The organism is Thermococcus celericrescens (assembly GCF_001484195.1).
Taxonomy (GTDB): Archaea; Methanobacteriota_B; Thermococci; order Thermococcales; family Thermococcaceae; genus Thermococcus; species Thermococcus celericrescens.
The window spans coordinates 1-23,532 of record NZ_LLYW01000006.1 but is presented as its reverse complement, the minus strand read 5'-3'; the positions used below and the strand labels follow the sequence as shown (position 1 = coordinate 23,532).

At 56.3% G+C, this 23,532-nt stretch carries 20 protein-coding genes, 1 other RNA gene and 2 pseudogenes; 14 read left to right on the top strand and 9 right to left on the bottom strand.

Annotated features, from left to right (window positions below):
- Positions 1–26 precede the first annotated feature (26 nt).
- The 5 genes and pseudogenes from APY94_RS02235 to APY94_RS02215 form a co-directional block, all read right to left on the bottom strand.
- Complete coding sequence (locus tag APY94_RS02235) at positions 27–857, bottom strand: DUF7411 family protein (protein WP_058938093.1); 831 nt, start codon at positions 855–857, stop codon at positions 27–29.
- 32 nt (positions 858–889) lie between these two features.
- Positions 890–1,579: a hypothetical protein gene (locus APY94_RS02230; RefSeq protein WP_245610388.1), complete on the bottom strand. Its 690-nt coding sequence runs from the start codon at positions 1,577–1,579 to the stop codon at positions 890–892.
- Positions 1,580–1,883: 304 nt separating this feature from the next.
- Positions 1,884–2,780, bottom strand: a pseudogene (locus APY94_RS02225) (radical SAM protein); the annotation flags it as partial.
- Between the two features lie 47 nt (positions 2,781–2,827).
- Positions 2,828–3,529 carry a dihydroorotate dehydrogenase electron transfer subunit gene (locus tag APY94_RS02220; RefSeq protein ID WP_058938090.1) on the bottom strand — a complete coding sequence of 234 codons (702 nt, stop codon included), beginning with the start codon at positions 3,527–3,529 and terminating at the stop codon, positions 2,828–2,830.
- Entirely contained in the window at positions 3,507–4,739 is a 1,233-nt protein-coding gene (locus APY94_RS02215) for a dihydroorotase (protein ID WP_058938089.1), read from the bottom strand. The genes APY94_RS02220 and APY94_RS02215 overlap by 23 nt, the downstream gene beginning before the upstream one ends.
- 385 nt (positions 4,740–5,124) lie before the next feature.
- On the opposite strand from APY94_RS02215, the gene APY94_RS02210 reads away from it, so the two are divergent.
- The 8 genes from APY94_RS02210 to APY94_RS02175 all read left to right on the top strand — a co-directional run bounded on the left by APY94_RS02210 (position 5,125) and on the right by APY94_RS02175 (position 14,359).
- Positions 5,125–7,521: an ABC transporter substrate-binding protein gene (locus APY94_RS02210; RefSeq protein ID WP_245610387.1), complete on the top strand. Its 2,397-nt coding sequence runs from the start codon at positions 5,125–5,127 to the stop codon at positions 7,519–7,521.
- Positions 7,522–7,700: 179 nt separating this feature from the next.
- Positions 7,701–8,756 carry an ABC transporter permease gene (locus APY94_RS02205; protein WP_058938087.1) on the top strand — a complete coding sequence of 352 codons (1,056 nt, stop codon included), beginning with the start codon at positions 7,701–7,703 and terminating at the stop codon, positions 8,754–8,756.
- A gap of 11 nt (positions 8,757–8,767) precedes the next feature.
- Positions 8,768–10,237 (top strand): ABC transporter permease, encoded by a 1,470-nt coding sequence (locus APY94_RS02200; RefSeq protein WP_058938086.1) that lies wholly within the window; start codon positions 8,768–8,770, stop codon positions 10,235–10,237.
- Positions 10,238–10,247: 10 nt separating this feature from the next.
- Positions 10,248–11,207 carry an ABC transporter ATP-binding protein gene (locus tag APY94_RS02195; RefSeq protein ID WP_058938085.1) on the top strand — a complete coding sequence of 320 codons (960 nt, stop codon included), beginning with the start codon at positions 10,248–10,250 and terminating at the stop codon, positions 11,205–11,207.
- Between the two features lie 10 nt (positions 11,208–11,217).
- Positions 11,218–12,225: an ABC transporter ATP-binding protein gene (locus tag APY94_RS02190; protein ID WP_058938084.1), complete on the top strand. Its 1,008-nt coding sequence runs from the start codon at positions 11,218–11,220 to the stop codon at positions 12,223–12,225.
- A gap of 32 nt (positions 12,226–12,257) precedes the next feature.
- Complete coding sequence (locus tag APY94_RS02185; RefSeq protein WP_058938083.1) at positions 12,258–12,734, top strand: hypothetical protein; 477 nt, start codon at positions 12,258–12,260, stop codon at positions 12,732–12,734.
- Entirely contained in the window at positions 12,731–13,492 is a 762-nt protein-coding gene (locus APY94_RS02180; RefSeq protein ID WP_058938082.1) for an NAD+ synthase, read from the top strand. The genes APY94_RS02185 and APY94_RS02180 overlap by 4 nt, the downstream gene beginning before the upstream one ends.
- A 9-nt stretch (positions 13,493–13,501) precedes the next feature.
- Positions 13,502–14,359, top strand: a complete 858-nt coding sequence (locus tag APY94_RS02175) for an EamA family transporter (protein WP_058938081.1) — start codon at positions 13,502–13,504, stop codon at positions 14,357–14,359.
- Here the strand turns inward: APY94_RS02175 and glnA are convergent.
- Positions 14,356–15,681, bottom strand: coding sequence for a type I glutamate--ammonia ligase (gene glnA, locus APY94_RS02170; RefSeq protein ID WP_058938080.1), 1,326 nt, complete (start codon positions 15,679–15,681; stop codon positions 14,356–14,358). The genes APY94_RS02175 and glnA overlap by 4 nt on opposite strands.
- Positions 15,682–15,901: 220 nt before the next feature.
- Between glnA and APY94_RS02165 the strand changes: the two genes are divergently transcribed.
- The 4 genes from APY94_RS02165 to rnpB all read left to right on the top strand — a co-directional run bounded on the left by APY94_RS02165 (position 15,902) and on the right by rnpB (position 18,651).
- Entirely contained in the window at positions 15,902–16,309 is a 408-nt protein-coding gene (locus APY94_RS02165) for a DUF61 family protein (RefSeq protein ID WP_058938079.1), read from the top strand.
- A gap of 5 nt (positions 16,310–16,314) precedes the next feature.
- Positions 16,315–16,590, top strand: a complete 276-nt coding sequence (locus APY94_RS02160; RefSeq protein WP_058938078.1) for a hypothetical protein — start codon at positions 16,315–16,317, stop codon at positions 16,588–16,590.
- 31 nt (positions 16,591–16,621) lie between these two features.
- Positions 16,622–18,223, top strand: a complete 1,602-nt coding sequence (locus tag APY94_RS02155) for a hypothetical protein (RefSeq protein WP_245610386.1) — start codon at positions 16,622–16,624, stop codon at positions 18,221–18,223.
- A gap of 106 nt (positions 18,224–18,329) precedes the next feature.
- Positions 18,330–18,651, top strand: an RNA gene (rnpB, locus tag APY94_RS02275) — RNase P RNA component.
- Here rnpB and APY94_RS02150 read toward each other — a convergent pair.
- Genes APY94_RS02150 through priL form a run of 3 tightly spaced genes read right to left on the bottom strand, consistent with a single transcriptional unit; the run spans position 18,637 to position 21,750 of the window.
- Positions 18,637–19,485 (bottom strand): DMT family transporter, encoded by an 849-nt coding sequence (locus APY94_RS02150; RefSeq protein ID WP_058938077.1) that lies wholly within the window; start codon positions 19,483–19,485, stop codon positions 18,637–18,639. The two genes, rnpB and APY94_RS02150, sit on opposite strands and share 15 nt — an antisense overlap.
- On the bottom strand, positions 19,482–20,522 hold the full coding sequence (gene priS / locus APY94_RS02145; RefSeq protein ID WP_058938076.1) for a DNA primase catalytic subunit PriS: 1,041 nt from the start codon (positions 20,520–20,522) through the stop codon (positions 19,482–19,484). The genes APY94_RS02150 and priS overlap by 4 nt, the downstream gene beginning before the upstream one ends.
- Positions 20,515–21,750, bottom strand: a complete 1,236-nt coding sequence (gene priL / locus APY94_RS02140) for a DNA primase large subunit PriL (RefSeq protein WP_058938075.1) — start codon at positions 21,748–21,750, stop codon at positions 20,515–20,517. Before priL ends, priS begins: the two co-directional genes overlap by 8 nt.
- A 244-nt stretch (positions 21,751–21,994) precedes the next feature.
- On the opposite strand from priL, the gene APY94_RS02135 reads away from it, so the two are divergent.
- Positions 21,995–22,741: an ATPase domain-containing protein gene (locus APY94_RS02135; RefSeq protein ID WP_058938074.1), complete on the top strand. Its 747-nt coding sequence runs from the start codon at positions 21,995–21,997 to the stop codon at positions 22,739–22,741.
- A gap of 65 nt (positions 22,742–22,806) precedes the next feature.
- A pseudogene (locus APY94_RS02130) lies at positions 22,807–23,532 on the top strand (hypothetical protein); the annotation flags it as partial.

Below are 23,532 nucleotides of genomic sequence, written 5' to 3'. Positions count from 1 at the left end.
TCAACGGTTTCCCGGAAATTAAAGTATCACTCCTGGATGAGTGTATCCAGTCCCAGTTTCTGGTAGACAAATCTTTTCTGTTCCTCGGATACCGTTGGCTTTGAGGTTTCCCTCTCTGCCTTCTCCCGGTTCATGAGGCCGTAGCGAACCAGGGCGGCTATTCTGCGGTGCTCAAAGCTGTGGCCGTGCTTCTCCCAGTAGCGCTCCAGGGCCGGACCGAGGACGAGGCAGTTGGTGGTGTAGCCAGGCAGCTCGGGGAACTCGAAGGGGAGCCTCTCCAGGATTTCAAGCCTCTCCCTCTCGGTCATCATGGAGAGGAGTCTTATCTGGGTTACCCCACCGCTCATGAGCCTATACGGGTGGTGGCCAAATGGAAGCTCGTGGCCGGTGATGATGTACTTATAGCCGTTTTTGAGCGCGTACTTCCTCAGCTTCTCCATCGTTCTCTTGGAGCAGCGTCTGCAGGGAGATTCGGCCTTCAAAAGGGCCTCGCGGAAGATGTCGGAGTAGTCATAGCGGAGCACCTTGAACGGAACGCCCAGCGCTTTGGCGGTTCTTTCCGCGTTCTCTATGGCCTCCCTTGCCATCAGCCCGTGGTCTATCATAACCGCCTCGAGCTCGGGAACCTTGTAGACCTCCTTTGCCAGATAGAGGGCCACGGTACTGTCCTTTCCGCCCGAGTAGGCGACGATGGCCCGATCCACGCTCTTCATGAGCTCCTTAAGTTTCCCTCTTATTTTCTCCGCGTCTACCGGGTGCTTCATGTAGACCTGGCACTCCCTGCACACGAACTTCCCGTCGATGACGTCTATCTTTGCCGTCCTCTCGTCGTGGATGCAGATTGAGCACTTGATCATGATTGGAAGGGAAGGGAAAGCTCTTAAAAGCTTTATCTGGGCAGTTTTGGCACCTTGGACTTGAGCTTCTCCGTGGTTTCCTTCGCCTTCTTCACGGTCTCGTCCGTCTTTTTCTTGCCCTTCCGGGTGACGAAAAAGCCCACCGTAGCTATGGCGTTCCTCAGCAGTATCCCACGGTTGTTTCTGGCGATGAACCAGCCGAAGAGCAGACCGAAGGCCAATCCGGAGAGCCAGATGGAGAGGATGAACGTGTTTGCGCTCATCCCGTTGGGGGTGAGCGTTACCGAGAACGCCTTGTAGGCGAGGGCAAAGGCGACGACGAAGATAGTTTCGAGCAGTATTGACAGCTTGGTCGCCATTCCGATTATTCCCAGAACCGTGCTGTCCTCGGTGTACTCCTCTATGATTCTTTGGTCGTGGAGGCCGTAGATTAGAGTCCTGGTTATGTTGGCCCCGCTCCTGAAGGCGAGGAAGGCAAAGAGTGCCGCGCTCCAGCTGGCCCCCCAGAGCTCCCAGAACGCCCAGGTTCCAACGGCTATCCACACCAGCGTGTAAATCCTCTCGATGCCCTTCTTCTCGTTCTCTGGAATCTCGAGGCGGAGAACCTTCCTCCAGGCCATTCCCGTCAGGCTTCCGAAGGCCCGCATCAGCATCAGGGATAGGTTGATGAAGAGAAACGCCGTCAGAAATATGAAGGCCAGCATCTCGCGTATCATAACCATCCCCAGCTATAAAAAGTGGGCGAGGAAATATTTAACGCTTCCCTTTTAGAGGGGTAGGGATTGATGTGGGCTATTAGAAGTATCTACTGTAAATCTCCCTCGCTTTCTCCTCTCCAACGCCCTTTATCAGCACCTTCCCGTTTTTGAAGACCACAACTTCCGCGTTGCCATCCTTAAACCTGAGGGTGCCGTTTTTCATCGTGTATCCAATCCTGAGGGCACTCAGAGTTGAGGCGAGCTCTTCTAGGCTTAGCCCTTCGACGCTGAGTCTGAACGCTCCGTCGCAGGTTTCCTCTATCTCCGCCCGCTTCCTCTTTACTATCGGGGCGACGTCCCTGGCAACGCGCCTCGCACTGAAGAGCGTCAGCGGATCCATGGTTCTGTATATCGCCAGCTGGCAGCCGCTTATACGGACGTCTATGTACTTCTTCGCCTCCATCGCCGTTTTCAGATATTCCCTTATGCTCTCCGCCCTCTCAAAATCCAGTCCTGCTTTTTTAAGCCTCTCAACGTTCAGCTCGTGAATCGTGAGTGGCTGGAGCATCATCTCGTCCACACCAAGCGAGGCGGCGAGTTCCGCTATCTTTGGTATATCCTCGTCGTTAATGCCCGGCATGAATATCGTCCTGACGATCGAGCGGACGCTTTTATCTGAGCCGACTATTCTAAGCGCATTCACGACGTTTTCAAAGGTGTCGGCGTTGGTTATCATCAAATGCTTCTCCCTGCTTGCCGCATCAAGGCTTATCATGACCAGGTCGAAGTCGAGTTTACTCCACAGTTCTTCCGTCAGCAGGGAGCCGTTGGTCTGAAGGTCGAGCCTCGCCTCCGGAAACCTTTCCCTGAGCATTCTGTTGACCTCGACTATGCGCGGGCTCATGAGGGGCTCTCCATACTGTGACACAGTTATTGCGTACGGCCTGTTCCAGCCGTAGTAGCCGGGTTTGGGCGCCTTCCTGAGCTTTACGGCAACATTGGAGTAGCAGAAGATACAGTCGTGATTGCACGCGGGTGTTAACTCGTAGCTGGGGTGGTGAACGGGATTGGGGTTGCTCAAATCCAGTCCCTGACAGCCCTGACAGTGAGTGGGGAACTTTAAATCCATCACGAACTTCTTTAACAGTCTCGCCTCTTTGTTCTCAAGGATTTGGGGCTCCACACCCATGCTTCTCGCGAACTCTTCCCAGCTCATCTTCTTCATTCTCTCACCGGCCGGAGCTGAGAAAAGGGGTTTAAAAAGCTCACTGGTCAGAGCAGTCCCCTCATCTGGAGGCCATTGAAAACTGGACCGTCCCTGCAGACGAGGTACTTCCCGAGGTTGCAGGAGCCACAGACGCCGATTCCGCACTTCATGTATCTCTCCGCGGAAATCTGGATGTTCCTGTAGTTCATGACCCTGAGTGCTGCCCTCAGCATCGGCTCCGGGCCGCAGGCGTAGACTTGGTCAAACTCTCCCTTTCTCTCGGCGAGAACCTCCGTGGGAAAGCCCTTTCTTCCGGCCGAGCCGTCATCGGTCGTGATTACCACTTCGTCCACGTAGTTCTCGATGTCCATCAGTGCCAGCTCCTCTCTGCTTCTTGCCCCGTAGAGGAGTGTTATCCTCTCAAATCTGCGCCGGTGCTGTTTTGCGAAGGCGTAGAGTGGTGGAATCCCTATGCCGCCGCCGAGGAGGGCGACATTCTCCCCCTTTGGTTCGAAGCCCCTGCCGTACGGTCCCCTGATCCAGAGGTAATCCCCCTCCCCCAGCTCGAAGAGCCTGGAGGTGAAGGGACCGACCCTTTTGACGACTATCGTGTCGTTCCAGGCCAGGCTGAAGGGCTTTTCCCCAACTCCCGGGAGCCATGTCATTATGAACTGTCCTGCATTGAATTCGAGCTTTTTATCGAAGCGGAATGCCTTGACGTCCCTGACGACGTCCCAAACTTCCCTAAGCGCTACCCTTTCCAGCATTTATCCTAACCCCCTGGGGCTTTTCTAGGATTTCATCCTCCTCCATAACGATCCTTCCCCTGAGAAGGGTTATCACTACCTTCCCTTTCAGTTTTCTGCCTTCCCACGGGCTCCATTTTGCCTTCGTGTAGAAGTCATCCGGTTTAACCGTCCACTCCCTCTTGAGATCCACCACGGTGAAGTCGGCATCTTTGCCAACTTCGAGACCCTTGTTCATTATTCCAAATATCTTAACTGGATTTGTGTGCATCTTCTCAACGATGTCGGAAAGCTCGAGCATCCCCCTGTTCACCGCGTCCAGAAGAAGGGCCACCTCGGTTTCCAGTCCGGGTATCCCGGCCGCCCCCGATTCCTTGTCCTCCGGCGTGTGGGGTGCGTGGTCACTGGCTATGAGTGGAATGCGGGAAAAGTTCTCCCAGAGCGCCCTCCTATGTTTTTCATCCCTCAGCGGAGGATAAACCTTGAGGAGCGGGTTCCCCTCGAAGTCCTTTCTCGTCAGAAAGAGATGGTGGGGAGTAACCTCGAAGCTTACCCACGGAAGGTTTCTCTGCAGTATCGCCCAAATTCCATCGGCAGTCGATACGTGGCAGATGTTGAGGGGCTTCCTCAGCTTTTCCGCCGCGTTCAATGCCCTTTTTATTGCTCTGATTTCGGCTTCCGGCGGTCTTTCAGGATTTTGGGCGATAATTTCGGTGTCCTCCGCGTGGACGCTTACGATCCCAGGGGCGCAGGAGTAATCCCCTTCAAAATCCTCTGAAAAGACTCCCCCCGTTGAGGCCCCCATGAAGATTTTGTAGAAGTCCGCACCGGCCTTCACAGCATCCCCGCAGTTGTTTCTTATCAGAAAGCTCAGGGCGTAGTCAGCGTATGCGGTCCTCTCAAACAGTGCTTTCCTCCGTTCAAACGTCTTAACGTCCAAGACGGGCGGCTGGGTGTTGGGCATGTCGAAGACCGTGGTTATTCCCCCGTGAACCGCCGCCATCGTGCCAGTTTCGACAGTTTCTTTTTTTCTTTGGTCAAAATCCCTTAGGTGGACGTGTACGTCTATCAAGCCCGGGAGTATGACCTTTCCACGACCAATTTGAATGGTTTCTTCTCCCTTCAGCTCGCCCGTTGAGACGCGCAGAATCTTGCCGTCAGAAACCCCTATACTTCCTTCTATCAGTTTCCCACCCGTCAGGAACTTCCCTTTCAGAACTAGGTCGTACATAGTGCCCGCTTGGGGGTGGATGCTTTGGCATTTTAAGTTTTTTGCCTCTCTCTGGGATGGGGTGTCCTTCAAAAAGGCGGCTAACGATTTTTTGGGCTTTCTCCACGTTTGTGTGATCTTCTTTAGAAATTTTGTCTGATTTGATGTTTTTTAGGGGTAGTACGTGGGTGTGCGATGGCACAATTGGCGCGAGGCCGTGTAATAGCTGTATTGAGGCTGATTGGCTCCATGTCCTCTTGTTTTCACCGGCGTTACTTTTACAAGAACGTAACCCTTAAATAGGCTTTCAATGTATATCCTCATGCCATTATACACCACATATGGCAATATTGCCAAAAAGTGAAGGAGGCAGTGGAGTATGAAGAAGGCTTTGGGATTGTTTATTATGGGCTTGATGTTGTTTAGTTTGTTTGCCATCCACCCGGTTAGCGCGGCGGACTATACCCCGAAGGACATACCGCTGAACAGCGACGAGGCCAAGGCCCGCTTTAAGGCAGACCTCCAGTGGTACCTCAAGTACGGTCACTTTGTCATCAGCAACGGTCCGTACATCCTCTCGATGTACTCTCCCGAGAACCTTTACCTCAAACTTGAGAAGTTTAATGGAAAGAGGAACGTTTTCAATGATGATCCCAAGCTCCCGAAGGATGGTTATGCCGACGTTATCGAGTACCAGGGTGTCCAGAACGAGGAGACCATAATTCTCCAGGTCGCCAAGGGTGAGTTCGACATTGGTCTCTTCGCCTTCGGTGCCAACAAGTACCAGGGTCTTGGAAGCGATGTTCTCGCCAACCTCAACCTCTACAAGAGCGCCAGCTCCTCCGTCGAGCTGAGCATCAACCCGTACAAGGACCCCGACCAGGACGCCCCGATCGTCACCGTTGGTGACAACGTTTACTTCAACCCGTTCGCCATCAGGGAAGTTAGGTTCGCCATGAACTGGCTCATCAGCAGGAACTACATCATCCAGAACATCTACCAGGGTAGCGGTGCCCCGGCCCTCAGCGGTATCACCCCGAGCGACCCGGCCGCCAAGTACTTCACCCCGGTTTACGATGCACTCCACCTCACCGCCGACGGTAACGAGGACCTCGCCCTCAAGATGATAAGCGACGCCATGCAGGAGGCCGCCCAGCAGGTCGCCGCCGCCGGCCACACCCTCGAGAAGAAGGATGACGGCTTCTGGTACTTCGACGGCCAGCCGGTTGAGGTTAAGTTCGTCATCCGTACCGAGGACGAGAGGAAGGACATCGGTCTGTACATCTCGGACCTCCTCGAGAAGAAGGTCGGATTCAAGGTTGACAGGATGCTCCTCGACAGGCAGAAGGCCAGTGAGATAGTCTTCAGGAAGCCGATCAGCACCTACGAGTGGAACCTCTACACCGGTGGTTGGGGTGCCGGTGGTCTCGGAAGCATGTACCCCGACTGGCAGATTTACTACTGGTACTCCCCGCTCGGCTACTACCCGAACTTCAACGACCCGAGGCACCAGCCTGACGTCACCGTCGAGGACGCCCTCAAGTTCATAGGCGATGGCAGCGTTACCGCTGGCCTCCAGAAGCTCGAGACCAAGTACTACACCAGCGAGGAGAGCCTCGGCCCGATACTCAAGTGGACCAACAAGGAGATCGGTTACCTCCTCCTCATGACCCAGTACACCGACCCGGCCACCAACACCACCATCGTCCTCAACAGCGCCGACCAGTACTGGGACCTCCAGAAGATAGGTATCACCATGGGTATCATGGACAGCGTCAGGATCTTCCTCGTTGAGAACTGGGAGTTCTACCCGGTTAACAAGCAGAGGGTCACCGACATCATTAGTGACGACAGCGTTGGTATCGCCAGCAGGTGGAGCATAATGAGCGCCAAGACCCCGGACAAGCACCTCAAGGTCGCCCAGTTCGCCTCAACCGGTGCCCTCTTCATGAGTGCCATCAACCCGGTCGGCGGTATCACCGACGTTTACAGCACCAGGCTCTGGAACCTTATCCGCGATAGGGGTGGCGAGATCAACTTCGACGGTATCTACGTTCCGTACAGGTGCAAGTGGACCCTCGAGAGGGGCGAGTTCACCGTTCCGGACGACGCGGTTATCTACAACCAGACCCAGGGCTGGATTGCCGCCCACGCCGGCGAGACCGCTAAGGTCAAGGTCACCGTCACCTGTGACATGGGTGAGTGGCAGAACGGCGTTAAGATGACCGTTGATGACATCAAGAACTACATCGCCTTCTACTACACCTGGGCTTACAAGGACACCCCGGACGACCCGTACTACGACAGCGCCCTGAGTGACACCGCCGCCACCTACCAGACCTTCCTCGGCTTCCAGTTCACCGACAGCGGCTACGTTGTCTACGGCAACTACGTCCACCCGTTCGCCGACGACGTCACCGCTGGCAACTACATCCTCTACCCGAGCATGCCGTGGGAGATGTACTGGGCCATGGGTGAGCTCGTCGCCAACGGCGACGCCTACGACGCCAGCAGCAAGTACTCCTTCAGCAGCAGCGGTGAGGGACTCCTCCAGCTCGACCTCCTCACCAAGCAGCACGTCGATGATCTCGCCAAGGTCATCCTTAAGGTCTCCGGCCTCACCTGGGACGACATAACCAGCACCACGACCACCACCGAGACCGGTCCGACCACCACCAGCTCACCGACCGAGACCACATCGACCGAGACTCCAAGCGGAGGCGGCAACACCACCTACGTCGTCGTTGGCCTGGTGATAATCGTCATCGCCGCGGCCGCCTGGTACTTCACCAAGAAGAAGTGAAGTAGTTTCGTTCTTTCCCCTATTTTTTGAATTTTACCCGCGTTTTTGATGGTTCTTTCCAGGTTCCATAGTGTACTTCTATGAAAATGTGCACATCTATGCAGTAAGATATATAAAGTCAGTTTTACAATGTTGAAAAAGATACATTAAACACGAGCAACCTACGTGGGGGTGAAAAAATGGGGTATCTAAAGTACCTGGTGTTTAGAATTCTGAACGCCATCCTTGTTCTGCTGATTGTGACATTTATTATCTCGGCACTCTTTGTTAAGGTTGCGGAACAGAGCAACCTGGCAAAGATGAACGATGAAATGATGCAATGGGACAGGACCACAGGTCAGAATATCCTGAGAACACAGGGTCAGGACGCCTATGAGAAGGCGAAGGCCGAGCATGAACAGTTCCTCAGGGAAAAGTACGAGCTCAACCTCCCGTACTGGCAGAAGGTCTACAACAAGGCCATACGTACGCTGAGGCTTGATTTTGGAACCACCACCACGCCCATCTTTGGAACCAACAACGTCTCCGACATCATCAAGGTTGCCGTTCCGAGGAGCATCCTGCTCTTCACGACCGCGACGATAATAGTTATCATCCTGGGTATCTTCCTTGGAGTCAGAGCCGCCAGGCACGCCGGTAGCGCCTTCGACAGGGGTCTCTCCATATTCGCCCTTATTACCTACAGTCTGCCGATGTGGTGGACCGGAATGATGTTCCTTCTGATCTTCGCCTTCAAGCTCGGCTGGTTCCCGCTCAGCTCGATGTTTGACCCGCAGCTCACCGGCTGGGAGCACGTTAAGGACGTTATCTACAAGCTCGCCCTTCCGGTCTTAACCTACGTCTTCGTTGTCTTCGGCGGCTGGGCCTGGACGACCAGGAACATCATGATAGGCACCCTCCAGGAGGACTTCATCATGGCGGCTAGGGCCAAGGGTGTCCCTGAGCACAAGATCATCTACGGCCACGCCCTCCGCGCCGCCGCCCCGCCGATAGTTACCATGATCATCTTCGCCCTCCTCGGTTCGCTCGGCGGTGCCATCATCAGTGAGCTCGTCTTCAACTACCCGGGAATGGGCAGGCTCTACTGGGTCGCCCTCCAGCAGAACGAAACCAACCTCCTCATAGGTCTGACGTACTTCTTCACGGTGCTCTACCTTGCGGGAGTCGTCCTCGCCGACATGGTCTACGGATTCCTCGACCCGCGTGTCAAGGTCGGTGCTTCCGCCAAGATGTGAGGTGATTCACGATGAGATGGGTCGACGTCAAAGAAGGATTTAAGGAATTCCTTGAAGAGTTTAAGAGGGAGAAGACCGGTATAGCCGGCGTCCTTCTCCTCATCCTCCTTGTCCTCGTCGCGCTTACAGCCCCGTATACAACAATACCGGACCTCCCTGATAAGTGGAGGAGCTCCGCTTACTGGGAGGACAACCCCAAGAACGTTCCGCCGACCTGGTACAATATGTTCACCTCCCAGAAGCTCGTTCCCCAGGTAGCTTACTACAGCGATGAGCTCTCGATCACCCACCCGAGCAACACCGAAATCCTGATTGAGGCCCCTTACAGCTTTTCGAAGGGCTACTACCTCGGTCCTCAGGGAATCATCATAAGGAACATAAACGTGACCCTGAACACCCCGTCCGAGGCTCCTACATACAGCCTGTACCTTGAGAGGCCCGATGGAAAGACCGTTCCCCTCGTGAACAACAAGCCCCTCACGAGTTCCACCACCATAGCCGTCGGTAGGGACGCGGCAATCTCCGCCAACATCTACGTGTGGCTCGTCAACGTTACCGAGGGCAAGGAGCTCGATCCGCTTCAGGCGCAGATGGACCCGATAGTCATCATGAACATCAACACCCTCGTGTCCGCGGCCTTTGCCAAGGTTGAGCCTGGAATGAAAGCGGAGGATGTTGTAAACAACCCCGAGCCGCTCTGGGGCGACTACAAACTCGTCCTCAAGATCGACAACCCTGCCCCCGACCAGAACAAGGTCATCATCGATGACATAAAGATCACCTTCCTTGGAAGGAGCTACGGAACCATGGGTACCGACTACCTCGGAAGGGACCTCTGGGCAGGCATCATCTGGGGTAGCAGGGTCTCGCTCGTCATAGGTATACTCGTCTCCGTCCTCAGCACCCTCATAGGTCTTGTCTATGGAGTTACAAGTGCGTACCTCGGTGGAAACGCCGACGAGTTCATGATGCGTATCAACGAGATCTTCGCCTCAATACCGAGCCTGCCGATACTCATCCTCATCGGTGCCACGGTGGGACACGTGACCCTGATGTTCATAGTCCTGCTGTTGGTCATCTTCGGATGGATGGGAATAGCGAGGATTGCGAGAAGTATGGCCCTCCAGATCAAGGAGCAGACCTACATTGAGGCCGCCAGGGCCCTCGGTGCCGGCAACGGAAGGATAATCTTCAAGCACATACTGCCGCAGCTCCTGCCCTACGCGTTCGCCGTCATAGCCCTTAGCGTTCCGGGTGCGGTTATCGCCGAGGCTTCCCTGAGCTTCCTCGGTATCGGAGACCCGACGGCTGTTACGTGGGGACAGATACTCAACGCGGCTCAGGCGCAGGCGGCGACGACTAAGGGCTACTGGTGGTGGGTCCTCCCGCCCGGGCTCGGTATAGCTGTCGTCGGCCTGACCTTCGTCCTCATAGGTACGGCCCTCGATAAGATACTCAACCCGAGGCTCAGGAAGCTGTGAGGTGGTATAAATGGCCAAGAACGTACTCGAAGTTAAGAACCTCAAGATGTATTACTTCACCAACAAGGGTGTCGTCAAGGCCGTCGATGACCTCACCTTTAACCTCAAGAAGGGCGAGGTGCTGGGACTTGCCGGTGAGAGCGGATGCGGCAAGTCCTCCCTCGGTTTTACCCTTATGGGAATGCCCACCGCACCGGGTAAGATAGTCGGAGGCAGCATCAAGATCGATGGCAGGGAGATAGTCGGTCTCCCAGAGGACGTCCTCAGGAAGGAGGTCCGCTGGCAGAAGATAGCCATGATATTCCAGGGTGCCATGAACGCCCTCAACCCGGTTTACACCGTCGGTCACCAGATGATCGAGCCGCTCCTCCTCCACAAGGGCATGAGCAAGGACGATGCCATTGACAGGGCCCAGAAGTACCTTGAGCTCGTGGGTCTCGACCCCGAGATCGTCTACCGCTACCCCCACGAGCTCTCGGGAGGTATGAAGCAGCGTGTCATCATAGCCTCTGCCCTCCTGCTTGAGCCCGAGGTGGTCATAGCCGATGAGCCGACAACGGCCCTCGATGTCGTTGTCCAGGCCCAGATCATCAACCTCCTGAAGAAGCTCAAGAAGGAGCTCGGTCTCTCCATGATATTCATCACCCACGACCTCAGCATCCTCGCCGAGATCAGCGACCGCGTTGCCATCATGTACGCGGGCAAGATCGTCGAGATTGGAGACAGCGAGAAGATCTACTACGAGCCGGCCCACCCGTACACCCAGAAGCTCCTCTCAGCTATACCGAGGCTCCACGAGGACATTGAGAGGCTTGAGTTCATTCCGGGACAGCCGCCCAACCTCATCAACCCGCCGAAGGGATGCCGCTTCAACCCGAGGTGCCCATACGTTATGCAGGTCTGTAAGGAGCAGGAGCCCGAGCTGAAGGAAGTTGATAAGGACCACTACGCCGCATGCTGGCTGCTGTGAGGTGTGAGAAATGGCCGAGCCGGTACTTAAAGTTGAAAACCTCAAGAAGTACTTCCCCATCAAGAGAGGCTTCGTGGACACCATCAAGGGTGCCCCGCAGAAGAAGGTTCACGCCGTTGACGGCATAAGCTTCGAGATATACAAGCAACAGGTCTTCGCCCTGGTTGGTGAGAGCGGCTGTGGTAAATCAACCACCGGAAAGCTCATCGTCAAGCTCCTCGAGCCGACGGACGGAAGGATATACCTCGAGGGCAACGACGTCACCCACGTCAAGACCAAGGAGGAGATACTCAACTACCGCAGGCACGTGCAGATGATATTCCAGGACCCGTTCAGTTCAATGAACCCGAGGTTTAGGATATTCGACATCCTCGAGGAGCCGCTGCTCATACACGGCATCGGTGAGACCAAGGCCGAGCGTGAGGAGCTCATATACAAGGCCCTCGAGATGGTCAAGATAACCCCCCCGGAGGACTACGTCGGCAGGTTCCCGCACATGCTCTCCGGTGGTCAGAGGCAGCGTGTGGCTATAGCAAGGGCCCTCATCCTTAACCCGACCTTCGTCGTCGCCGACGAGCCGGTCTCGATGCTTGACGTGTCCATCCGTGCTGAGGTTCTCGAGCTGATGAAGGAGCTCAAGGAGAAGATGGGCGTCACCTACCTCTACATCACCCACGACATGTCCACAGCGAGGTACTTTGCCGACTGGATGGCGGTCATGTACCTGGGTAGGATAGTCGAGATGGGACCGGTCGAGAAGGTCATCGACAACCCGCTCCACCCGTACACAAGGGCTCTCTTAGCGGCCGTTCCGGAGCCCAAACCGGAGCGCAGAAACGTCATCAAGGAGCTGCCCATCAAGGGTGAGGTTCCCAACGCTGTTGACATACCGCCCGGATGCCGCTTCCACCCGAGGTGCATCTACGCCCAGAAGGGACTCTGCGACGCCAAGCACCCGCAGCTCGTCGAGTACGAGCACAACCACTTTGCGGAGTGCCACCTCGTCGGCAAGTACTGATCTTCTTCTTTTCTTTACTCTGGGTGATGCCTATGGGAACGTTCAGGGATGCCATGGAGTACCCTCTTCTCAAGGCTGGCCTGATAATGCTCGTCCTCGCCCTCGTTATATCTGCGGCGGGTTTCTACCGCGTTGGCAAGGTCTATTCGGCCAGTGGGACCCTGGGGGAGGGAATGCACTACCTGGGTGATGATAAATTCGAGACTGAGTATCTGTACCACAACAGAACGCTGATCCTCTCCTCTTCGGGTGCCAACCTCTCCCTGATTCGGGGGACCGAAATGACCAACTACACGATTGTGAACCGCGAGATAACGCTCCACCCGAGCGAGAGGCCGGTGATATACATTTTTAACGGGAGCGTGAACTATACTTACAGCGCGACGGCCATTGACTACCCCTACGCCATCTACTCGGTGGTGGCCTTCGTGCTGATGCTGGTTGGGGTTGTTATGGCTTTCATGGGGTACTCCCAGCTACTGAGGGATGTGAAGGAGGGTAGGAGATGAGGGAGCTTGATTACAGCGCTGTCATTGGGAGGATAACCGGGTTCATAAGGGAGAGCGTTGATGGGGCCGGCGCCGAGGGCGTCGTTGTTGGTATAAGCGGGGGCATAGACAGCGCCACCGTTGCATATCTCGCCGTGGAGGCCCTCGGAAAGGAGAGGGTTCTCGGCCTGATAATGCCCTACTACGAGAACCGCGACCTTGACGACGCCCGGCTGGTATGCGAAAGCCTGGGGATTGATTACAAAATAGTCAACATAAAGCCCATCGTCGATGAGTTCGAGAGGGCCGTTGGAAGGCTCGACATCAAGAGCAGGGGGAACGTGATGGCAAGGACGAGGATGGTGCTCCTCTACGCCCACGCCAACGCAATGAACCGCCTCGTCCTCGGAACCAGCAACAGGAGCGAGGTTCTCACTGGGTACTTCACGAAATGGGGCGACGGTGCCAGCGACTACGCTCCTCTCATAAACATCTACAAGACCGAGGTCTGGGAGATAGCAAAGCTCCTTGGAGTTCCGGAGAGGATAATCAAAAAGAAGCCGTCGGCCGGCCTGTGGGAGGGGCAGACGGACGAGGACGAGCTCGGGATAAGCTACCGCCTCCTCGACGAGATACTCTGGCGCATGGTTGACCTTGGAATGGAGAAGGCTGAAATAGCGAGGGAGCTTGGAATAAGCGTCGAGATGGTCGAATACGTCGAAAGACTGGTGAGGGGCAGCGAGCATAAGAGGCGCCTTCCGGTTGGCCCCACCCTCTGAGGTGAGCCCATGAGGAGGGGATACCTCTTAGTTTTTCTCGCCGCGTCGAGCTGGGGTACCCTTGGCATATTTGCCAAGTACCTCGACGGCTTTGGCCTCAGTCCGTTCACGATGGTCTTTTACCGCGTTCTCTTCGCGCTGATGCTCCTCGGTACGTACCTTGAGCTCAGGGGGATTGGACTGTCCATAGGGAGGGAGAGGCTGAAGTTCTACGCCATCTACGGATTCTTCAGCATCTTCCTCTTCTATACCCTCTACTTCTACACGGTGACCATCTCGTCAGTCTCCTTCGCGGTCCTTCTCCTCTACACCGCCCCGGTGTACTCGATAGTTCTGGGCAGGTTGATCTTCAAAGAACCCCTGAGGAGGGAGAAGCTCATCGCCCTCGTCATGGTCATGGCGGGCGTAGTCCTCGTCAACGGTTCCGGGGCCGAGTTCTCGACCAGGGCGCTTCTCTTCGGCCTCCTGACCGGACTGACCTACGCTCTCTACGGGGTTCTAGCCAAGCTCGCGGTGAGGAAGGAGGAACCCGAGAAGGCCCTCTTCTACACCCTCCTGTTTGGACTCCTGTTTCTCCTTCCCTTCACTGACTTCAGCGTCCCAACGGGGGCGGTTCCATATCTCTTCGCGCTGGCATTCTTCCCGACGTTTCTCGGCTACATCCTCTACAACCATGCGCTAAAGGAAGTTGAGGTCAGCAGGGCCAGCATAGTTGCCACCATAGAACCCGTGGTTGCCATAGTCCTGGCGTTCGTTCTCTTCGGCGAGAGGCTGAGTGTGGCACAGCTCGCCGGCGCCGCCCTGATCATAGGGGGCTCGGTGATAGTGCACATGGGGGAGAAGGAGGGGCCGGAGGAAGCCCGCTAGACGTGGAAGTACCTCTCGAGCTCCCACTCCGTCACCTTCTTTGTTTCCTGGGGAATGTCCCGTGAGGCTAGGTACTCCAGGTAGTCTTCCCACTCGCGTTCTTTGTGCTCCACGAAGTTCCTGTAGGCACCGCCCAGGGCCTCTCTGACGACCCGGTCCCTCTTCAGCTCGTCGAGCGCCTCCCCGAGACTTTCGGGCAGGGTACCTATCCCGAGTCCGGCCCTCTCGGAGTCTTCCATCTCGTAGACGTTTGCCTCGGTGTACGCCTCCGGCTCCAGTCTTCTTTTTATTCCGTCGAGTCCGGCCATTAGAACCGCCGCGAATGCCAGGTATGGGTTGGCGCTGGGGTCGGGACACCTGTACTCTATCCTGGCCCCGTTGCCCCAGAACGCGGGAACCCTTATCAGGGTGCTCCTGTTGCGGTAGCCCCAGCTGATGTAAACGGGAGCCTCGTAGCCGGGGACGAGGCGCTTGTAGCTGTTCACCGTCGGGTTCGTGACCGCCGAGAGGGCCCTCGCGTGCTTTAGCAGGCCACCGAGGAAGTGCAGTGCGGTCTCACTGAGGCCGTCCTCCCCGATGAATGCGTTCTCTCCGTCCCTCCAGAGGCTTATGTGGAGGTGCATCCCGTTCCCGGGAGATCCGTGGATGGGCTTGGGCATGAAGGTCGCGTATAAACCGCGCATCTCGGCTGTCGCTTTGACGATGTATTTGAAGCTGACTATGTTGTCCGCCGTTTTGAGGGCCTCATCGTAGCGGAAGTCTATCTCGTGCTGGGACTTCCCGACCTCGTGGTGAAGAACCTCCGGGACGAGGCCAAAGGCCCGCATGTAGAGCGCTATCTCCCTCCGCAGGGTGCGGGCCCTGTCGAGGGTGACGAGGTCAAAATAGCCCCCGCTGTCGGGTATCTTAAGCTCCCACGTTCCGTTCTTTTTGAAGAGGTAGAACTCCGGCTCCGGGCCGATGTATGCCCTGAAGCCCTCCTTTTCGAGTCTCTCGATCGCCGCTCTGAGCACCCCCCGCGGATCCGCACCGTAGGGGCTTCCGTCTTTGTAGATGTATCCATAGACCCTCGCTATTCCCTCCCACGGGACCTCGGTGTAGGTGGTCGGATCGGGCTTCAGCACGAGGTCGCTGTCTTCTATCCTCTGGAAACCGGATATGGACGAGCCGTCAAAGGCTATCCCCTCCGCCAGCGCGTCTTCGTATCTATCCACTGGTATCTCCATGCCCTTTGGAACCCCGTTGATGTCGACGAAGACCAGCTGGACGAACCCCGGCGACCCGGCCCCATGACCAATTCCAACCGTGGAAATTTCGTTCATTTTTATCACCGTCGAATGTTCTAACGTTCAATTTTTATGCCAGATTACTGAACGATTAATCTGATAAAAGCCTTTTCACTGGATTTTTGTCACTATGACGAGCGGATGTGCGGGACTTCCACCCTTTGACAGCAAAATGTTCATTCCGTTGTCAAAATCATATGAAATTTACATTTTAATGTTAAACAAAGCTTTTTGTGCTTCGGCCGTAGCCATAAACATGACAAAGGCGGAGGACATACTGAACAGGGAGATCGCGAGGATGAACCTTTACCTCCCCGCTCTCCGTCCCACCCTTTCCCAGCTCCTGGCGGAGGAGGAGCCCAGCGTTAGACTCCGCGACGGGAGCTATCACTATTTCCGGCGCTCCGAGCTTGAGTACCTGAGGGGCCTGGTGGACGGTGATGAGTGCGAGCGCCTCAAGGTGCCCATAGTCCTGGAGATAAGTACCCTCCACAGGGGCTACTTCAGGGTCAGGGGGCGCGTGGAGGTCAAGGTCATAGATAAAATCCTGGGCACCTACAGCATCCTGGAGGAGCGGGACGAGGAGCTTTATCCCCGCTACCTGCTTCCGAGGATTAGACGGGCTCTCCCGACCACCACAACCTACGCGTTCATAGCGGAGTGATGACCATGGACGAGGACACTAAGGTTCTCAAGGACTACCTAATCTTCACGGTGCCCCACGTCACCGTGCTGGCGGGGGCCATTCTGGGCGTCATGATGATTCTAGGGGTTCCCGTTAACCTTGCCCTGGGGATTTTTGCCAGCCTGTATGGTGCAATGCTTCTGATCCTCGGCATGATAATCCGCCCCCACGTCTCCGGTATCCGTGCGTACTGGCTTTTTATTGCGTTCACGGTTTTTCTCATTCTCTCTGGGTGCTTTCTGTCCCTGCACGGTAGGTAAATTTATATCCAATTGCACTTAATAATAACCGGTGAGGTTCATGAAAAAGGCGGGCGTTTTACTGCTGTCCTTGATGTTGCTTTCCACTGCTCACCTTGTCTCCGCCCAATCCGGGCTGGTGACATCTGACGCAATTTCGGTTGTGAGGGGCGACTACTCCGAGGGGGCACTAACTCTCAGGAGCACCGTTGGATTCACCTATCATGTAGTTAGCTACAGGGGTTTCCTGGTGTTTGACGAGAACATGAACCGTGTTAATGGGTTCAATTTTACAATCTCCCCGTCAGTGTTCACTGACTGGCAGGGTGGCGATACCCACACCGTGCGCTATCGGCTGGAGTGCCCGCGCAACGTCTCCCCCGGCAATTACACACTTCGGCTCAATTTTATTGCATCGACACAAAACGGTCTCATATATGTTGTTCCGGTTGATGTGGCCCTTACCGTGATGGGCTCCCCCCTAAAGTTTGGCGACGTCGAGGCCTACGTTCAGGACAGGCCCGGCTCATCCTACGTTCTGAACGGGGAGACTATAGTCGTTTTCTCCTACGTCACCAACATCGGTCACGGGAACGTCTCCGCGGTGGGGCAGGTCTCCCTGGTCAGGGATGGAAAAACCTACTTCTTCGAGAACAGGACGCTGACCTTCGTACCCGGGGACAACCTCGTCCAGTTTGAGGTACCCGTCGGATACGACCTTTCCCCCGGGACGTACCGGCTCCACTATCTCCTCAGGTACGATGGGGGCACGTACAGGTACTCCAAAGACTTCCCCGTAAAGTTCGGGGTCACGCTGGTGGGGGTGTCCCTAAAATCCGACGAGGTGAAGGTGAACGAGGACAACAGGGCGTACGTGACGGTTCTCTCCGAGAGGCTCATCGGCATGAACCTGACAGTTGATGCTTACGGGGACGGGGAGCTGATATCGAGGGCTGTGGAGCCAACGGAGATTGGAGGGGGTACAACGGTTCTCGAAGTTTCCCTCCCAACTAACGTGTCGGGCTCCATCACGGCCGTCATAAAACTGACCTTCGGTGAACGCCTGATCGGGGAAGGCAACGTTACCTACACCGTTTCAGCTCCCCCCGTGCTCGCAAACGTCTCCTACGAGAGGACTGCCAACGATGAGGTGCTCTTCAAGCTCGCCGTCGAAAACCCCGGGAACGGGAGTGTGAACGGCGTTCTCACCTACAGGATATCCTCGGATGAGGGGGTAATGTACAAGGACTCCATAGAGGAATCCATACCCCCCGGGACCAGCGAGATAACGGTGAAGTTTGAGGTTCCGGTGGGGAAGACTGTCTACTACGAGTTTGCCCTCACCGCAGCAGGGGAGACGAGCACCGCGAAGGGACAGCTCTACCTGGAGCCCCCCGAGCCGACGACCACGACTTCGTCCCCCACGCCCACGACCTCATCCACCGCACCATCGAACCACCACGACTGCTGGTGGTGGCGGTGGCTCCAGGGCCCCCTGGATCGGCCTCGTGGCAGTGGCTTTCATCCTCCTGGCGGTGGGTGCCTTCTACTACCTGAACCGCGCGGAGGGGACCCGGAAGAAGCGCGTCAGGCCAAAGCCCAAGAGGCGCTCCCCCCTGGGCAGGTTCAAGAGGCCCAAGAAGCCGGAGTTTAAGGAGAACAAGGAGCTCCCCAGGAAGAAGTGAGCTTTCACTTCCTTTTTGTTTCGTTCAATGTCCCAAATGCCAACCTTTTTATTCCGGTTGTCCAAACTACTCACGGCGAGGGGGTCGGGGACTCTCGGGGTGCTCCCGAGGAAGTTCCGCCCACCTCACCGGGGCCGCGGTGCCGCGAGGCACCTCCCGAGAGGGGGGGCAACGGCGCAGAAACGACACGTCCCGGCGGGTATGGGGATGAAAGCGGCGAAGGACCCGGCGACGGGCTCCGAGCTAACCCGCAGACGACCCGTCGGGGACCGGTGAAACGGCCGTCCCGCGGGGTGCAAGGCCGAGGGAGGGGCGATGAAGTCCCGGTGCGAGCCCCGTGGTAGGCCGCTCAGTCGAATGTCCCCTTGAGACAGAAGGCGGGCTACGACCCCCTCGCCCTAATGTCCAGCAGGGATGCGAGGAGTATCAGGACCCCTCCGAGTGCTGTTCTAACCCCCGGGACCTCTCCGAATATCAGAAACGCGTACACCACCGCGCTCATTGGGTCTAAATAGCTCAGCAGGGCCGCCTCGTTGACCTCCACCTCTTTGAGTCCGTCCATGTAAAGGAACAGCGCCAGAACGGTATGGACTCCGACGAGGACGAGAACCGCCCACCAGGCCGGCTCCTCGACGCCTGAAACCGCCATAAACGGGGCGAGCACGAGCGATGCTATCGCGAGCTGGAGGAACGTCAGCGTTTTGCCATCGATCCCGCGCAGGAATCTCCCGAGGTTCGGTATCATGGCGTAGAAGAAAGCCGCAGTCAGGGCGAGTAAGATTCCAACAAAGTCTCTGTTGCCCAAATCGATGTTCTGGCCGCTCATAATCAGGATAAGCCCCGTGAATGCGGTGCCTATCAGGAGCCAGCTCTTCAGGTTCAGTCTCTCACCGAGGAAGCGCCACGAGATAACCGTCGCTATTATCGGGGCTATGTAATAGACGAGAACCGCGTTTGCTATGGTGGTGTAGTTGAACGCCGTGAAGAGGAAAACCCAGTTTAAGGCGAGGGAAACGCCCAGTGCCAGGAGGGGCTTCCATCTGGCCCTCAGGAGTGGGGGGAGCGATTGGAGCCATTCATTCTTTCCGGCAAGGATGGCGAGGAGCAGGAGGGCGCCGAGGGACACCCTGAAGAAGGCGACCCCTAGGCCGGATAGGTTTGAGAAGCGTGCGAATATCCCCACGCTACCCCATATCAGCATCGCCGTGGCGATTTTTATCCTTCCGTTCACAGGTCATCCCCGTGCTCTTCCAGCCATTCTTCGTAGGCTTCCCTGACCTCATTCTTCCTGAACCTGGGAACGGCATCCTCAAATGGGTTAAACTTTTCGAGCTTTCTTTCATCCGAGCCGATGTACGTCGTCACGAGTCCAACCTTTGAGTGCAGGCTCGACGGGAGGCGGAGGATTCTTTTAACATCGACCGTAACGCGACCGTCAAAGTAGGCCTTTGAGAACGTACTCGAGAGGGAAAACAGCCTTGTCAGGGTTTTGTATCCTATTCCCCGCGGGAACGCGGTTAGGAGTCCCTTCCGCACGAAGCCCTCGTATATCTCCTCCCTTCCCTCCAGGAGCTTCTCAACCTGGCCCTTTTTCAGGCCTATGTTGAACAGGTGGTTCTCGTTGGCCCTCCTTATGAAGTACCCGAACCTGAGGCGGAAGACCCTGTAATAGCCGGAGGAAAGCATTATCCTCCTGCTCTGGATATCATCGAAAGTTATCTCCTCCGCGGCACTGATGTATGCCAGAACCTTTTCCCTGGCCTTGCCGTCGAGGGAGAGCGCCCAGTCGTCTAGAACGCGGATGTGGTAGCCCCTGCCGGAATAGACCACGTGGACATCCTCGAAGCCGAAGTCCTCCTTGAGAACCACGAGGGTGTCCCTCGCCAGCTCCTTCGCGTCCTCGAGACATATCGGGCACACCCGGCCGTGCTCGTGGATGTGGGAGCACCTCCTCAGGGGCAGGTCCTTCGCGTCTATGTCGAAAACGAGCTCGGCCCCGAGCCAGCCCTCCATATCCTTGGGCTCTTCGTAGAGGGCGACGCTGGAATAGACCGCGTAGGGGGCGGTTGTCTTCACGTAGTCCTCCAGGTCGCGGACGTCGAGGAAGACGTTCTTCCTGTCGCTCGGCCCCTCGCCGCTGTGGTCGAATCCAAACTCCCTGTTCTCCAGGCTCTCGACTATGAACCCCGGCAGTTTCTCTGCGCTCCACTCCCTCCTGTAATAGAGCGCTCTCTCCTCCTTCGTCATCTCCCTGAGGAGCTCAGCCATTTTCCTCACCGCCCTCTTTGGCCCCTTCGTCCGTTTCTCCGCCCTCGCCTTCTCCCTTCCGCCGGTTTTCAAGGTAGAGCTTCCTGAGGTAGTAGGTCAGGGGGTTCTTGATGTTCCTGCAGTCCCTGTCTGGCCTGCAAAGTTCCGGCGCGTTGGCCCGTATCTTGGAGCAGTTGGGCGGGAAGTACCAGGTCGAGTTCCCGCTGTCCTCAAGGGTAGGGCTGTCCGTGAGGCCGAAGCCGAGGTGGTACCAGATGTTCTTTACCTCGTGGGGCTGATCCTCGAAGAGGGGCGGCGAACAGCGGTTGCCTGCCTCGATGATCACGGGCAGTATCTCCCTCTCCACAACGCCCAGGTCGCTCACGCAGTCCTTTATCCTCACGTCCCTCCTGGGGGGATTGGGGCAGAGCCTGGCGTAGCTCAGGAAGCTCGTCAGGAGAACGGTTATAGCGTAGTTCCTGAGGCCCGAGGGAACGCCGCCCAGGGCAATCTTGACGCACGGCGGGAACAGGTCGAAGCGCAGCGGTTGCGCCTTGGCGGAGCCCATCCTCTCCAGCCTCTCCTTGTAGTGCTCCCGCGCTATCTCGCCGAGCTTCTCGTAGAGCCGGAGGTAGTAGTCGGGCAGCTCGTCCCTTATCTCGTAGAGCAGGTTCACCGCCCTGTCGAAGTTCCTCTCGAAGGAGCGCTTCCACAGCTCAATGGCCCCTTCCTCCGTGAGGTACGCGTATCCGTTCCTCACGTAGACCTCTTTGAGGGAGCCCTCCCACAGCTCCAGGAACTTTGATAAGTGTATCCTGTATCCCAGCCGCAGCTTCCTCCTCTCGTCGGGGGACAGCTCCGTGTGGTGGGTTCTCTCGAGTATGGTTCTGTCCCTCTCGGGGATTTCGCCGCCGGGGACTGCCTCGAGGGGTGTGGAAACCCCCACGAGCGTTCCTTTCTGCAGTATCCTCCTGTGGTATATCCTCAGGTTGGCCTCCCTGACGACCTCCCTCTCAAGGCCGTACGGCGAGAAGGCCAGCGCTCCCAGGAGTGCGTAGAATGTGAGCAGATCCCGTATCCCCTCCAGCTCAAGAATGTCCTTGGGTATTTCCCCGGACTTTATCCAGCTAACCCTCTCGAGGGCGGCATCAATCCCAACGTACGACGGTATTATCATGAGCAGCTCGGTTATTCCACCGAACTCGTCTTTAACGAGCCGCCTGGCCTCGGGCCCGAATGGATCCAGCATGGCTTCACCTCTTCAGGGTATTGGTCTCGATTATTGCTAACGGGCAAAAAAATGTTTTGTTGGAAAGGTATCCCGTTTCTCAGAGAATCTTTCCCATGAAAGAAAAATCTTGGACTTTATCCCACCAACGGCGGAGTGACGTGGGTGGAATTCCAAAAGTTTTATATTCTTTTCAATCCAGAAGTTATATTAGAGTGGGTGATCAGGTCAAAGCATTACCGACTAACGTTCAAGGGTGATTTAAATGGGGAGATACGCAGTGGAGAGGGTGAAGAGCGGCATCCCTGGCTTTGATGACTTAATTCAGGGAGGCTTCCCCAAGGGCACCACCGTCCTTGTCACCGGTCCAACTGGTAGCGGAAAAACAACTTTTGCCGTTCAGTTTGCATACAAGGGAGCTGAGTTATATAACGAACCTGCCGTTATCGTTACCCTTGAGGAGAGGGCCCAGGATCTCAGGAAGGAGATGGCCACCTTTGGGTGGGATCTTGAGAGGCTGGAGCGCGAGAAGAAGATCGCCATTGTTGATGGTGTAAGCGCGGTCGTTGGGCTTCCCTCTGAGGAGCAGTATGTGCTTGAGGGCAATCTCAACACGGAGGACTTTCTCCGCTACATCTACCGCGTCGTCAAGGCAATCGATGCCAAAAGGCTTGTGATCGACTCAATTCCATCCATCGCCTTCAGACTGCATGACGAGTCCAGGATACGGGAGGTCCTGCTTCAGCTGAACACTATCCTCCTGGAGATGGGGGTTGCTTCAATATTGACCACTGAGGCTCCAGACCCCGGAAGGGGTAAAATAAGCCGCTACGGAATGGAGGAGTACATAGCAAGGGGGGTTGTCCTTCTTGATTTCGTCGAGAAAGAGGTCGAGCTGAAGCGCTATCTCCTGATAAGGAAGATGCGCGAGACCAAGCACTCGATGAAGAAGTACCCCTTCGAGATAACCGAGGAGGGCATAGTGGTCTACCCGAGCGGTGAGGTGTACTGACTTTTATTTCCTCATGCACCCCGGGAGAGGGTAAAATTTTTAAGGTTCAGTGGTTACTTTTGACCATGGTCAGTGATATAAGGATCGTATTTGTATTGTTGATAGGTTCTATTGTGGTTTTAACTGCACTGGCGGCAGTAAGTGAAAGTCGGGTCGAGTCCAGCGCGTTCGTTGGTCTCTGTGTGTATTCTGAGGATGGATTCTCCATCCTGACCAACGGCACGGAGAGCGTCGGGGTCTATGCCTCACTCGACGTTGGACGGGTCTACCGGGTTACGGGCGTCCCGTACAACTCAACCTCCGGTCCAAGGATGAGACCCGAGAGCGTGGAGCTCGCGGAACCGACGTTCCCCCTCGACTCGGTGACTGGAGCGTACTGGCCCTCGCGGGGATACTACCTCCTCACACCCTCAAAGATACGGCTTGCGTTCCCGATAGACGCCGCTAAGGGGGAGATGGTCAGCGTCGAGGGCCTCTGGCACGGCGGGAGGTTCTACCCCCTCCACTATCGACGACTCGGCCTCCCCGACGGCCCCGTCGATGGAATGCCCTGGGAGGTCGAGGGGGTCGTCGTTTACTCCGGCAGGCAGACGCTCCTCTGGAACGGCAGCGAGGAGATAGCGGTCTATCCTCCCTACGGCGTCGAACTCGAGCCGGGTCAGAGGGTTCGGGTTCTTGGAACCGTCAGGCTCTACTCGAGAATCTCCCTGTTCGTCGATTCCCGGGACGACATCCTGGTACTCGGGGCCGCGGAGAGGAGACCTCTCCAAGGCGCGGGGATTGGGGATATC